12 protein-coding genes are annotated in these 12,825 nt (G+C 72.7%); 5 read left to right on the top strand and 7 right to left on the bottom strand.

Annotated elements, in window-relative coordinates; genetic code table 11:
* Positions 1-5: 5 nt before the first annotated feature.
* The 4 genes from tesB to HW130_RS19640 form a co-directional block, all read right to left on the bottom strand.
* Complete coding sequence (gene tesB / locus HW130_RS19655; protein ID WP_177150934.1) at positions 6-875, bottom strand: acyl-CoA thioesterase II; 870 nt, start codon at positions 873-875, stop codon at positions 6-8.
* A 35-nt stretch (positions 876-910) separates the two neighbouring features.
* A complete protein-coding gene (locus tag HW130_RS19650; protein ID WP_177150933.1) occupies positions 911-2,068 on the bottom strand; it encodes an acyl-CoA dehydrogenase family protein in 1,158 nt (385 codons plus the stop codon).
* Between the two features lie 304 nt (positions 2,069-2,372).
* A complete protein-coding gene (locus HW130_RS19645; protein ID WP_177150932.1) occupies positions 2,373-2,831 on the bottom strand; it encodes a hypothetical protein in 459 nt (152 codons plus the stop codon).
* Between the two features lie 105 nt (positions 2,832-2,936).
* Entirely contained in the window at positions 2,937-4,352 is a 1,416-nt protein-coding gene (locus HW130_RS19640) for a PucR family transcriptional regulator (RefSeq protein ID WP_177150931.1), read from the bottom strand.
* A 182-nt stretch (positions 4,353-4,534) separates the two neighbouring features.
* On the opposite strand from HW130_RS19640, the gene HW130_RS19635 reads away from it, so the two are divergent.
* From HW130_RS19635 to HW130_RS19625, 3 genes are all read left to right on the top strand, one after another.
* On the top strand, positions 4,535-6,016 hold the full coding sequence (locus HW130_RS19635; RefSeq protein ID WP_177150930.1) for a sodium:solute symporter: 1,482 nt from the start codon (positions 4,535-4,537) through the stop codon (positions 6,014-6,016).
* A gap of 64 nt (positions 6,017-6,080) precedes the next feature.
* Positions 6,081-7,070: an agmatinase gene (speB, locus tag HW130_RS19630; protein WP_177150929.1), complete on the top strand. Its 990-nt coding sequence runs from the start codon at positions 6,081-6,083 to the stop codon at positions 7,068-7,070.
* Positions 7,071-7,220: 150 nt separating this feature from the next.
* Complete coding sequence (locus HW130_RS19625; protein ID WP_177150928.1) at positions 7,221-8,903, top strand: thiamine pyrophosphate-binding protein; 1,683 nt, start codon at positions 7,221-7,223, stop codon at positions 8,901-8,903.
* An 84-nt stretch (positions 8,904-8,987) separates the two neighbouring features.
* On the opposite strand, the gene HW130_RS19620 is transcribed toward HW130_RS19625, so the two are convergent.
* Genes HW130_RS19620 through HW130_RS19610 form a run of 3 tightly spaced genes read right to left on the bottom strand, consistent with a single transcriptional unit; the run spans position 8,988 to position 10,973 of the window.
* A complete protein-coding gene (locus HW130_RS19620; protein ID WP_256356185.1) occupies positions 8,988-9,134 on the bottom strand; it encodes a hypothetical protein in 147 nt (48 codons plus the stop codon).
* Positions 9,131-9,781, bottom strand: coding sequence for a response regulator transcription factor (locus HW130_RS19615; RefSeq protein ID WP_177150927.1), 651 nt, complete (start codon positions 9,779-9,781; stop codon positions 9,131-9,133). Before HW130_RS19615 ends, HW130_RS19620 begins: the two co-directional genes overlap by 4 nt.
* 4 nt (positions 9,782-9,785) lie before the next feature.
* Positions 9,786-10,973, bottom strand: coding sequence for a sensor histidine kinase (locus HW130_RS19610; RefSeq protein ID WP_177150926.1), 1,188 nt, complete (start codon positions 10,971-10,973; stop codon positions 9,786-9,788).
* 109 nt (positions 10,974-11,082) lie between these two features.
* On the opposite strand from HW130_RS19610, the gene HW130_RS19605 reads away from it, so the two are divergent.
* The gene (locus HW130_RS19605) at positions 11,083-12,018 is read left to right on the top strand and encodes an ATP-binding cassette domain-containing protein (protein WP_177150925.1); all 936 of its coding nucleotides are present in this window, start codon (positions 11,083-11,085) and stop codon (positions 12,016-12,018) included.
* A 3-nt stretch (positions 12,019-12,021) separates the two neighbouring features.
* Entirely contained in the window at positions 12,022-12,819 is a 798-nt protein-coding gene (locus tag HW130_RS19600) for an ABC transporter permease (RefSeq protein WP_177150924.1), read from the top strand.
* The last annotated feature ends 6 nt before the right edge of the window (positions 12,820-12,825 follow it).

The raw sequence follows: 12,825 nt of genomic DNA, 5'->3' as shown, positions 1-12,825 counted from the left end.
CGCTCTCAGCCGCGGGGGACGCGGACCACGCCCTCCTGGATGACCGATATCGCGAGCTGCCCGTCCTGGGTGTAGATGCGTGCCTGGCCGAGGCCGCGGCCGCCGGACGCGGACGGCGACTCCTGGTCGTACAGCAGCCATTCGTCCGCGCGGAAGGGCCGGTGGAACCACATCGCGTGGTCCAGTGACGCGCCCACCACGTCGCCGACGGCCCAGCCGCCGCGCCCGTGCGCCAGCAGCACCGAGTCGAGGAGGGTCATGTCCGAGACGTACGTGGAGAGTACGACGTGCAGGAGCGGGTCGTCGGCCAGCTTGCCGTTGGTGCGGAACCAGACCTGGGAGTGCGGTTCGCGGGGCTCGCCGAACTTGCCGTACGGCGGCTCGTCGACGTAGCGCAGGTCGACCGCCTGGCGTGCCTCAAGGAACCTCTCGACGACCGCAGGGTCGAGATGGTCGTACCCGCGCAGGCGTTCCGGCGAGGTGGGAAGCGTCTCCGGGTCGGGCGCGGGCGGCATCGGGGTCTGGTGGTCCAGGCCGTCCTCGTATGTCTGGAAGGACGCCGACAGGGCGAAGATCGGCTTGCCGTGCTGGACCGCGACGACGCGGCGCGTGGTGAAGGAGCGGCCGTCGCGCATGCGGTCGACGTTGTAGACGATCGGCGCGCCCGGGTCGCCCATGCGCAGGAAGTACGCGTGGAGGGAGTGGGCGTGGCGGTCCTCGGGGACCGTACGCCCGGCGGCGACCAGCGCCTGGGCCGCGACCTGACCGCCGAAGACGCGCGGGACGACGGCGGAGCGGGACTGGCCGCGGAAGATGTTCTCCTCGATCTGCTCCAGGTCGAGCAGATCGAGGAGACCCTGTAGTGCCTCGTTCATGGCACCTTTTCTACTGTGCGGCAATTTCCGGGACCTTACAGGCCCATGTCCTTCGCGATGATCGACTTCATGATCTCGCTGGTACCGCCGTAGATGCGGTTGACGCGGTTGTCCGCGTACAGGCGGGCGATCGGGTACTCGTTCATGAAGCCGTAGCCGCCGTGCAGCTGCAGGCAGCGGTCGATCACCCGGTGCGCGACCTCGGTGCAGAAGAGCTTCGCGGACGCGGCCTCGGCCGGGGTCAGCTCGCCCGCGTCGAGGGCCTCCAGCGCGCGGTCGGCGACGGCCTCGGCGGCGTCCACCTCGGCCTGGCAGGCGGCCAGCTCGAACTTGGTGTTCTGGAAGGCGGCGACCGGCTTGCCGAAGACCGTGCGCTCCTGGACGTACTCCTTGGCGAACCGCACGGCGGCCTTGGCCTGCGCGTAGGCACCGAAGGCGATGCCCCAGCGCTCGGAGGCCAGGTTGTGGCCGAGGTAGTAGAAGCCCTTGTTCTCCTCGCCGAGCAGGTCCTCGACCGGGACCTTGACGTCGACGAAGGCCAGCTCGGCGGTGTCGGAGGTCTTCAGGCCGAGCTTGTCGAGCTTGCGGCCGACGGAGTAGCCCTCGGACTTGGTGTCCACGGCGAACAGGGAGATGCCGTGGCGGCGGTCCTCGGCGCTGGGCGCGTCCGTGCGGGCGCAGACGATCACGCGGTCGGCGTGCACGCCGCCGGTGATGAAGGTCTTGGCGCCGTTGAGGACGTAGTGGGTGCCGTCCTCGGAGAGCTTGGCGGTGGTCTTCATGCCCGCGAGGTCGGAGCCGGTGCCCGGCTCGGTCATCGCCAGTGCCCACATCTCCTCACCGGAGACGAACTTCGGCAGGAACCGCTTCTTCTGCTCGTCGTTGGCGAGCATCTTGATGTACGGCAGGCCGAGCAGCACATGCACGCCGGAGCCGCCGAACTGGACGCCGGCACGGGAGGTCTCCTCGTACATCACGGCCTCGAACTTGTACGAGTCGATGCCGGCGCCGCCGTACTCCTCGTCGACGCGGATGCCGAAGACGCCGAGCTCGGCGAGCTTGTAGTAGAAGTCGCGCGGCGCCTGGCCCGCTGCGAACCACTCGTCGTAGACGGGGACGACCTCGGCCTCGATGAAGGCGCGGATGGTGTCCCGGAACGCCTCGTGGTCCTCGTTGAATACGGTCCGGCGCACGGACGCCTCCTCGTGACTGGGTACGACAATGTCTAAGCGCTTGCTCAGGCACAAGTTACCGGGCGGTTGTTGAAACTGTCCAGAGTGATGCTGCGCACGCAGAGGACCCGCCGCCGCGCCCCTCGCCCCGAAGGGGCGCTTTGTCCCTGGTGACTGCGCTCACCGCCCAGGTGGGACAGGTTCGACGGGCTGCGGCACGCCGACTACTGGGCCGGCGTGGGGCATAGGACCGGACCCGGCACCGAGATCGTCTGCGGGCGCTTCCGGCTCGCCGCCGGGTGACCGGACCGCCTTCGCGGCGCGCTCAGGCCGACGGCTCGTCGCCGTCGTAGGCCACGAGGGCCGCCTGACGGTACTCCAGCAGTTCGGCCAGGTCCTCGTGGGTCAGGTGTTCCTGCGTCAGCTTCACCGTGGCCCGGCCCTCCGTCGCCGCCCACGCGTGGCGGGCCCGCTTGTTGGCTCTGCGGCGGTTGTCGCTGCGGAGGAAGCCCGCGCCCGCCGCGAAACCGGCCGCGGCGAGGGCCGCCAGCGCCGCGGGCACGCGGGCGTTCGCCGTGGCCAGGCCCGTGGCGCCGGCCGTCGCGGCGAGGAGGGCCGCGGGGAAGCCGAGGGCGATGTCGACCTTGGTCCAGAACTCCGCCCTGCGGTGGGCGAGCCTGCGCTGCCGCTCCGCTTCCTCGCGCAGCCGCGTGATCTCGGCGCGCAGGCGGCGGGCGGGCTCGTCCGGCGTGGACCGGGTGGTGCCGTCAGGGGCGATGGTCATGCGGAAATTCCAACACACCTGGCCCTCAAGGGACTTGGCTTTGTCCCGACAGTCCTGGCAAGGGTTCGTGGTGGGCTTCCCACGGATCCGTGGACGTCCGGCTTCTCACCCGTGCCGCAGCGCGAACCACAGCTCCATCCGGACGTCCGGATCGTCCAGGTCCTCGTCCAGCAGGGTGCCGACGCGCGCGATGCGCTGGCGGACCGTGTTGCGGTGGATGCCCATGGCGGCGGCGGTGCGGTCCCAACTGCCGTGCAGCGAGAGCCAGGTCCGCAGCGTCTCGACGAGCGCGGGGGAGCCCGCGAGCGGGGCCAGGCGCGCGCGGGCCGCGTCGGCGGAGAACGGGCCCGCGTCGCGGTGGCGCACCAGGGGTTTGCGGGTCGTCAGCGCACGGCGCACGGCACGGGCCGCCTGCGTGTCGGCGGCGGCGAGGTCCCGCGCCTCGACGGGGGCGCTGACCCCGAGCGTCCAGTCGGGCTGGGCCACGACGGCCGTGCTCGCCGGCAGCAGCAGCCGCACCGCCGTGGCCTCCGGTGTCTCGAACAGGGGGGTGCCCAGCGCCGCCGCCAGCGCCGCCGCCGCGAACGGGGTCCCGTCGCCGCCCCGGGCGTGGACCACCGTCCAGGGGCCCGGATCCAGCATGCGCGCCGTGTCGGCCGGGGCCTCGCCGACGAGCAGACGGACCAGGGCCGCGTCGCGTACCGCCGAGTCCGCGGCCTGCCGCGGGGCCGTGAGCAGGGAGAGCAGAACCACCGCCACGCCCGCGATCGTGTGGTTCCCGGGCTCGTGGTGCTCCGACGCCACCCCGAGCGTGAGGCCGTCGGCACTGCCGAGTGCGTACGCGGCGAGCCGCAGCCCGCCGCTGTTCCCGCTCGCCGTCGCCGGTCCGCCGGGGCGCGGGCCCACCACGCCCGCCAGATCCGCGAGGGCCCGGCTCGCCGCGTCGGGGATCGACCGGCCCGCCGCCGCCGACTCCGTACCGTCCGGGGCGAAGAGCACGGCACGTCCGCCGAGCCGCGAGGCCAGTGCGCCGAGCACCGCCGGGACCGGGGCGGGCCGGGCCGCCGCCGTCGCCAGTGACTGCTGGGCCTCGGTCACCCGGCGCAGTTCCTGGAGGCGGGCCTGGGCCATCAGCCGCCACAGCGCCCTGGCCACCGCCGTGAACGGCGTCTGCGGCGGCACCTCGATCAGCGGCAGGCCGTGCCGTGTGCACGCCTCGACGAGCTCCGCCGGGACGGTGTCGTACACCGGTGTCACGCCGAAGCCGAGTGCCGCCGCGCCCGCCTCCACGACCCGTTCCACGTACCGAGCCGGGTCGCTGAGCTGCACGCCCGCCGTCATCAGCAGCTCACCGCCCAGGAGGTACGGATAGGGGTCCGCCATCTCGGAGGTGTGCACCCAGTGGAGGGCGGCGTCCTCGGGACCCGCGAGCAGGCGCAGCCCGAGGTCCCGGCGGGCGAGCAGTGCGGCGAGCGGGACCGGGGGCGCCGGTGGGGTGGATGCGGGCTCCTGTGCGGACATGACCGTGGACCCTTCGTACACCCATCGTAGGAACAGTGGAGGAAACGTACACTTCAGCGTCGCTTTCCGGCCACCTACTGTCGTGCCATCCAGCGGCAGCGGGTACGGGCGGATGTCCCCGCGAACGGCCCTGGCACCTTTCCCCGCACGACACGCCACCGAGGTGAGCAGAGGAGGGCCCCATGGCCGTCGACTACACAGTGATCGTCCTGTATTTGGCCAGCATGCTGGCGATGGGCTGGTGGGGCATGCGCCGCGCCAAGTCCAAGAGCGAGTTCCTGGTCGCGGGCCGCCGCCTCGGACCCTGGATGTACTCCGGGACCATGGCCGCCATCGTCCTCGGCGGCGCGTCCACCATCGGCGGCGTCGGACTCGGCTACAAGTACGGACTCTCGGGCGCCTGGATGGTCTTCACCATCGGCCTCGGCCTGCTCGCGCTGTCCGTCTTCTTCTCCGCGCGGATCGCCCGGCTCAAGGTCTACACCGTCTCCGAGATGCTCGACCTGCGCTACGGCGGCAAGGCCGGTGTCATCTCGGGCGTCGTCATGTGGGCGTACACGCTGATGCTGGCGGTCACCTCGACCATCGCCTACGCCACGATCTTCGACGTCCTCTTCGACCTCCCCCGCAGCGCCGCGATCGTCCTCGGCGGCACGATCGTCGTCGCCTACTCGACCCTCGGCGGCATGTGGTCCATCACCATCACCGACATGGTGCAGTTCGTGGTGAAGACCATCGGCGTACTGCTGCTGCTCCTGCCCATCGCCGTCGTCAAGGCGGGCGGCTTCGCCGAGATGAAGGCCGCGCTGCCGACCGCGTACTTCGAGCCGCTCGGCATCGGCGGCGAGACGATCTTCACGTACGTCCTGATCTACACCTTCGGCATGCTCATCGGTCAGGACATCTGGCAGCGGGTCTTCACCGCCCGCACCGACAAGGTCGCCAAGTGGGGCGGCACCGTCGCCGGTACGTACTGTCTCGCGTACGCCCTGGCCGGCGCCGTCATCGGCACGGCCGCCAAGGTGCTCTACCCGAAGCTGCCCAGCGCCGACGACGCCTTCGCCACCATCGTCAAGGACGAGCTGCCGATGGGTGTGCGGGGCCTCGTGCTGGCCGCCGCGCTCGCCGCCGTCATGTCCACCTCCTCCGGCGCGCTCATCGCCTGTGCCACGGTCGCCAACAACGACATCTGGTCTCGGCTGCGCGGTCTCACCGCGAAGAAGGCGGAGGGCGAGCACGACGAGGTCAAGGGCAACCGCGTCTTCATCCTGATCATGGGTGTCGCCGTCGTCCTCATCGCGATCGCCCTCAACGACGTCGTCCAGGCCCTCACCGTCGCGTACAACCTGCTCGTCGGCGGCCTGCTGGTGCCCATCCTCGGCGGCCTGCTGTGGAAGCGCGGCACCGTGCAGGGCGCGCTGGCCGCGGTGACCGTCGGAGGTCTCTCGGTCGTCGGCCTGATGGCGGCCTACGGCATCCTCGCCAACCAGCCCGTCTACTACGGACTGCTGGCCTCGCTCGCCGCGTACGTGGTCGTCAGCCTGGTCACCCGGCCCACCGACCCGGTCGTGCTCGCCAACTGGCGTGAGCGGCTGGCCGGCCGCGGTGGCGACGAGGCCGAGCCGGAGGCCCCGGCCGCCGAGCCCGCCCCGGTCCACAGCTAAAGTCTGATAAACCATCCCCAAACGGGTGAATGCGCATCGGAGCGCAAGAAGGAAGGCATCACACATGAGCAGCAACGAGCAGCCGCGCGGTCCGATCGACTCGTCCCGCATCCCGCGGTACGCCGGACCCGCCACGTTCGCCCGGCTGCCGCGGCTCGACGAGGTCGGCACCGCCGACGTCGCCGTGGTCGGCGTGCCCTTCGACTCCGGGGTCTCCTACCGCCCCGGCGCGCGCTTCGGCGGCAACGCCATCCGTGAGGCGTCGAGGCTCCTGCGCCCCTACAACCCGGCGCAGGACGCCTCGCCCTTCGCGCTCGCCCAGGTCGCCGACGCGGGTGACATCGCGGCGAACCCGTTCAACATCAACGAGGCCGTCGAGACGGTCGAGGCCGCGGCCGACGACCTGCTCGCCACCGGCGCCCGGATGATGACGCTCGGCGGCGACCACACCATCGCGCTGCCGCTGCTGCGCGCGGTCGCCAAGAAGCACGGCCCTGTCGCTCTGCTGCACTTCGACGCGCACCTGGACACGTGGGACACGTACTTCGGCGCCGAGTACACCCACGGCACGCCGTTCCGCCGGGCCGTCGAGGAGGGCATCCTCGACACCGAGGCGCTGTCCCACGTCGGCACCCGCGGCCCGCTGTACGGCAAGCAGGACCTGACCGACGACGAGAAGATGGGCTTCGGCATCGTCACCTCGTCCGACATCTACCGCCGTGGCGCCGACGAGGTCGCCGACCAGCTGCGCCAGCGCATCGGCGACCGGCCCCTCTACATCTCCATCGACATCGACTGCCTCGACCCGGCGCACGCGCCCGGCACCGGCACCCCCGAAGCGGGTGGCATGACCTCCCGCGAGCTCCTGGAGATCCTGCGCGGCCTGTCCTCCTGCAACCTGGTCTCGGCCGACGTGGTGGAGGTGGCCCCGGCGTACGACCACGCCGAGATCACCGCGGTCGCCGCCTCGCACACCGCGTACGAGCTGACCACGATCATGTCGCGCCAGATCGCCGCGAACCGGGCCTCCGGTGCGGAGCAGACCGCGAAGTGACCGCGCCGCCGGTCCCGTCACCGGGACCGGCACCGGCCTGCCGGCCGGGGCGCGCGCGTAACGTCGAGCCGGGAGGCCGGAAGGCCCTACGCCGGGCGCACGCGCCCGGAGGCAGACGTACGCAACGATCGAGACGCTAAGGACGCCACGGTGACCCACGACCACGACCTCGTCCTGCGGCCCACCGCCGCGCAGACCGAGGCCGCGCTGAACCCGCCCGCCGGGCGCAACGGCGGCGACCTCGTCGTCGAGACCCTGCAGGGCCTCGGGGCGACGACCGTCTTCGGGCTGCCGGGGCAGCACGCGCTCGGCATGTTCGACGCGCTGCGCCGCTCGAGCCTGACCTACGTCGGGCTGCGCGTCGAGAACAACGCGGGCTTCGCCGCCGACGCCTACGGCCGCGTCACCGGCGAGGCCGCGCCGCTGCTGCTGTCCACCGGCCCCGGCGCGCTGATGTCGCTGGCCGCGCTCCAGGAGGCCGCCGCGGCATCGGCGCCCGTGCTGGCGATCGGCAGCCAGATCCCGGTGGCCGGGCTCGGCGGCGGACGCCACGGCTACCTGCACGAACTGCGCGACCAGCAGGCGTCGTTCCGCGACATCGTGAAGTCCGTGCACACCGTTCGCACCGCCTCGCAGATCCCGTCGGCGATCGCGGCGGCGTGGGAGTCGGCGCTGACCGCACCGCACGGACCCGTGTGGGTCGAGATCCCGCAGGACGTCCTGCTCGCCGAGACCGCTGTGCCGGTCGTCACGGCGGTGGACGCCACGCCCGAGGACGTCGTGCCGCGCCCCGAACTGACCGCCGTGGCCGCCCACCTGCTGTCCACCGCCGAGCGCCCCGTGATCATCGCCGGCGGCGGCGTGGTGCGCTCCGACGCCTCGGGCAAGCTGCGCGCGCTCGCCGAGAAGATCGACGCGCCGGTCGTCACCACCTTCGGCGGCAAGGGCGCCTTCCCCTGGGAGCACCCGCTGTCCCTCCAGTCCTGGCTGGAGGACCGCCGCACGACCGACTTCCTGGAGTCCGCCGACGTCCTGCTCGTCGTCGGCTCGGGCCTCGGCGAACTCTCCTCGAACTACCACACGTTCGCCCCGCGCGGCCGCGTGATCCAGATCGAGGCCGACCTCGGCAAGCTGGAGTCCAACCACGCCGGGCTCGGCATCCACGCGGACGCGCGCCTCGCGCTGTCGGCCCTGCTGGAGACGGTGGAGGACCGCCGCGACCCGTCGGCGGCCGACGCCGTGCGCGAGGTCCTCGCCGCGGTCCGCGCCCGGATCGACTCCCAGGAACTGACCCTGGAGCAGCAGGTCCTGGCCTCCGTGCGCGAGGCCCTGCCGGACGACTCGCCCAGCTTCTGGGACATGACGATCCTCGCGTACTGGGCATGGTCCGCCTTCGACGCCCGCCGGCCCAACACGATGCACTCCGCCCAGGGCGCCGGCGGCCTCGGCTACGGCTTCCCGGCGGCGCTCGGCGCGGCCGTCGCCGACCCCACCCGCCCGGTACTCGCCGTCTCGGGCGACGGCGGCGCGATGTACTCGATCGCCGAGCTGGCCACGGCCCGCCAGTACGACCTGCCGGTCACCTGGCTGATCGTGGACGACGGCGGCTACGGCATCCTGCGCGAGTACATGACGGACGCGTTCGGGCAGGCCACGGCGACGGAACTGGCGCGCCCGGACTTCGTCGCGCTGGCGGAGTCCTTCGGCGTCCCGGCGACCCGGACGAGCCCCGAGACGCTGTCCGAGGACCTGGCCAAGGCCCTGGCGCAGCCCGGCCCCTCGGTGGTCGTGCTCCCCGCCCTGCTGCGGATGTTCGCCCCGACGCACCTGTGACGCACGCGGCGTGACCCGCGGCTCCCGGCCCCGCCGCCCACTGTCCCCGGGCCGGCGGGGCCGGGCTCGTCTCCGGAGCGCCCGTCAGGTCGTGTCGGCGAACGAGTGGTGCTCGTGCGCCACCACCCAGCGGCCCCGCTCCTCAGGGAGCCCGACGGTGAGCCACAGCCGGGTCTCGGGACGCTCGGCGAGTTCGGGACCCCCGGCCGCGACCCGGATCTCATCGCTCACGCCGGTGTGACGAACCCCGACTCGTACGCCGCGATGACCGCCTGCGTCCGGTCCCTCGCCCCCAGTTTGGCCAGCACGGCGCTCACATGCGTCTTGACGGTCTCCGTGCCGACGACCAGCTGCGCGGCGATCTCCGCGTTGGACATGCCCCGTGCCATCAGCCGCAGCACTGCCGCCTCGCGGTCCGTCAGGGCGGCCCGCTCCATCGCCGAGCGTGCCGCCGTGGTCCCGTACTCGGCGGCCAGCGAGCGGACCGCCGCGGGGAAGAGCAGCGACTCGCCCTCCGCGACCAGCCGCACCGCGTGCACGATCTCGGCCGGGCGGGCCCGCTTGAGCAGGAAGCCGTCGGCGCCCGCGCGCAGCGCCTCGTACACGTACTCGTCGTTCTCGAACGTCGTGACCACCAGGATCTTGGGCGGGTCGTCGACGGTCCGCAGGACCGCGCGGGTCGCCTCGATGCCGTCGAGCAGCGGCATCCGGACGTCCATCGCGACGACGTCCGGCCGCAGTTGCCGTACCAGCGGGATGACGGCCGCCCCGTCGGCGGCCTCGCCGGCCACCTCGATGTCCGGCTGCGCCTCCAGCACGGCACGCAGGCCCGCCCGTACGAGTGGTTCGTCGTCGACAATCAGTACGGTGATCGGCACCCGCTCAGCGTAGGCCGTCCAGCGGCAGCCCCACCCGCACCCTCCACCGGCCCTCGTGCGGACCCGTCGTCGCCTCCCCGCCGAGCAGTGCCGCCCGCTCCCGGATGCCGCGCAGACCACTGCCGCGGGAGCCCGTCGCGACAGGGGCGACGGGCCCGGCGAGCGCGCTGTGCACCTCCAGCTCGAGCCGGCCGTCCGCGACGGCTATCCGCACGCGCGTCGGCACCGGACCCGCGTGCCGCAGGACGTTGGTCAGGGCCTCCTGGACGATGCGGTAGCCCTCCCGGGACACCGGCCCCGGCACCTGCGTCAGCGGTCCGGTCACCTCGGCGTCCACCTCGGCGCCGGACGCGCGCGCCGACTCCAGCAGCCGGTCGGCGTCGGCGAGCGTGGGGCGGCTGCCGACGGGCTGCCCGGACTCGCGCAGCACGAGCAGCACGCGTTCCAGGTCCTCCAGCGCACTGCGCCCGGTCTCCTCGATCGCGGAGAGCGCGCGCTCGGTGAACTCCGCGTTCCCCGCCGCCCGTGCCGCACCCGCCTGCACCACCGCCACGGTCAGCGCGTGCCCGATCGAGTCGTGCAGTTCACGGGCGATGCGGTTGCGTTCGAGGAGTTGCTCGGTGCGCTCCTCCAGGGCGGCGAGACGTTCCGCCGCCGAGGGGCCCAGCAGCCGGCGGGCGAGGAAGGCGATCAGCTCGCCGAGCCCGACGACGCAGGCGAGGAGGAGTGCGATCGGTACGGGGACGAGCAGCGCGTACCACCAGTGGCCGTCGCCGGCCGGCAGGGGGACGAGTGAACCCGAGTCGGCGCTGCCGCCGCCCGCCTGCAGCGCGAGGTCGAACGAGAGCCCGAGCAGGTGGACCGTGGCCCGGCCGGTCAGCATCCCGAGGCCGAGCCGGAGTTCCAGCCACAGCACGGTCCGCCACCGGTCCGCCCAGGTCGTCGACGAGGACACGGCGATGCCCGAGGCGTCGTCCTTGTACCCGTACGGCGACAGCAGCAGCCTTGCCTGGAGGCCCTCGACCAGCCGCATCGCCGGAAGGAAACCCAGCAGCGCGAGCGCGATCACCGGCACGTAGAGGGCGTCCTCCGTGATGAAGAGCCACACGCCGATCACGAGGGTGCTGATGAGGAGATGCAGCCAGCGGGTGTAGGTGACACGCCGGGTCAGCGGGCGGAGGAAGCGGAGCATTCCGCCATCGTGCCAGCGGCTCCGGGGGCCGAGGCTCCCCCGCACGGGGGAGAGGATCTCCACGGGCGAGGGAGGCCCGGCCACCCGCCGCCCGGCCAGGCTTGCTGCCATGACCAGCATCGACATCACAGACCTCACCAAGGAGTACGGCGGGCGGCGCGCGCTGGACCGCGTGACGTTCACTGTCCGGCCGGGTCGTGTCACCGGCTTCCTCGGGCCCAACGGCGCCGGGAAGTCGACCACCATGCGCCTGGTCCTCGGCCTGGACCGGCCCACCTCGGGAACGGCCACGATCGGCGGGCGTCCCTACGCGGCGCTCGACGAGCCGATGCGGCACGTCGGCGCGCTGCTCGACGCGCAGGCCGCGCACGGGGCGCGGACCGCCCGCGACCATCTGCGCATCCTCGCCGCGGCGGGCCGCATTCCGGCGGCGCGGGTGGACGACGTCCTGGAGCGGACCGGGATCGCGTCCGTCGCCCGGCGCAGGATCCGGACGTTCTCCCTCGGCATGCGCCAGCGGCTCGGGATCGCCGCGGCGCTGCTCGGCGACCCGGCGGTGATCGTGCTGGACGAACCGTCCAACGGCCTCGACCCCGAGGGCATCATCTGGATCCGCGGGCTGATGAGGGACCTGGCCCGGGAGGGAAGGACCGTCCTGGTCTCGAGCCATCTGATGGGCGAGACGGCGTCGTTCGCGGACCATCTCGTCGTGCTGGGCCGGGGGCGGCTGCTGGCGGACACCGGGATGCGGGAGTTCGTCGACGCCTGGACCACCCCGCGGGTGCGGCTGCGCACGACGGAGGGCGCGCGGCTGCGGGCCGTCCTCACCGGCAGGGGGCTCGCCCCCGTCGAAGGGGAGGACGGCCGGTGGGCCGTCGACGGCGCGCGGGTCGAGGACATCGGGCCGCTCGCCGCACGGGAAGGCATCCCGATCCTCGAACTCGCCGCCGAGGAGCCCTCGTTGGAGGACGCGTACCTCGCGCTCACCGCCGACGAGGCCGAGTACGCCGCCACCCGCCCCGCCCCGGCCGTACAGGAGGCATGAACCATGTCCGTCGTTCCCGCCGCGACCACCCCGACCACCCTGAGCGCCCCGGCCACCCTGTCCGTCCGGCCCGTCCTGCGCTCCGAGTGGCTGAAGATCCGCACCGTGCGCTCCCAGTGCCTCACGCTCGCCTCCGTGTTCGCGGCGACCGTCGGGTTCTCGGCCCTGATGTGCGCGACGTTCAGCGCCGAAGAGCTGTCCGAGCCCGGGTTCGATCCTGTCCACTCGTCGTTCTTCGGTCTCAACTTCGGCCAGATCGCGGCCGTCTGCTTCGGCTCGATCGCCGTCGCGGGTGAGTACCGCGACGGTGGCATCCGCGTCTCGCTGGCCGCCGTTCCGCGCAGAGGTGTCTTCTGGGCGGGCAAGATCGCGGTGGTCGGACTGCTGTCGCTCGCGGTCGGTCTGGCCACGAGCGCGGCCTGCTTCGCGCTGGGCCAGACGCTCCTCGGCGACGACGGCGTGGGCATCGGCGCACCCGGGGCGCTGCGGGCGGTTGTCGGGTGCGGGCTCTATCTGGCGCTGATCACCCTGCTCGCCGCCGGGCTCGCCGCTCTGCTGCGCAGTGCCCCGGCGGTCATGGGCATCCTCATCCCGTTCCTGCTGATGCTGTCGTTCGTCCTCGGTGACGTGTCGCAGGGCGGCGGCTGGGTCGACTTCCTGCCCGACAGGGCCGGGCAGCAGATCCTCCTCCAGGAGCCGGACGGCCCGCTGGGCCCCTGGACCGGTACCGGCGTCCTGGTGCTGTGGGTGGCGGCGGCCCTGTGGGCGGGCGGCCGGCGGCTGATGCGCCGGGACGCGTGAGGCGCT

The sequence above is a fragment of the Streptomyces sp. PKU-EA00015 genome (assembly GCF_013387495.1).
GTDB lineage: Bacteria > Actinomycetota > Actinomycetes > Streptomycetales > Streptomycetaceae > Streptomyces.
This window is presented reverse-complemented; position numbering and strand designations above follow the sequence as displayed.

What these genes read in the sequence shown, in the direction of transcription:
- tesB (WP_177150934.1), bottom strand. Translation starts at nt 875, where the DNA reads ATGAACGAGGCACTACAGGGTCTCCTCGATCTGCTCGACCTGGAGCAG.
- HW130_RS19645 (WP_177150932.1), bottom strand. Translation starts at nt 2,831, where the DNA reads ATGACCATCGCCCCTGACGGCACCACCCGGTCCACGCCGGACGAGCCC.
- HW130_RS19640 (WP_177150931.1), bottom strand. Translation starts at nt 4,352, where the DNA reads ATGTCCGCACAGGAGCCCGCATCCACCCCACCGGCGCCCCCGGTCCCG.
- HW130_RS19635 (WP_177150930.1), top strand. Translation starts at nt 4,535, where the DNA reads ATGGCCGTCGACTACACAGTGATCGTCCTGTATTTGGCCAGCATGCTG.
- speB (WP_177150929.1), top strand. Translation starts at nt 6,081, where the DNA reads ATGAGCAGCAACGAGCAGCCGCGCGGTCCGATCGACTCGTCCCGCATC.
- HW130_RS19610 (WP_177150926.1), bottom strand. Translation starts at nt 10,973, where the DNA reads ATGCTCCGCTTCCTCCGCCCGCTGACCCGGCGTGTCACCTACACCCGC.
- HW130_RS19605 (WP_177150925.1), top strand. Translation starts at nt 11,083, where the DNA reads ATGACCAGCATCGACATCACAGACCTCACCAAGGAGTACGGCGGGCGG.
- HW130_RS19600 (WP_177150924.1), top strand. Translation starts at nt 12,022, where the DNA reads ATGTCCGTCGTTCCCGCCGCGACCACCCCGACCACCCTGAGCGCCCCG.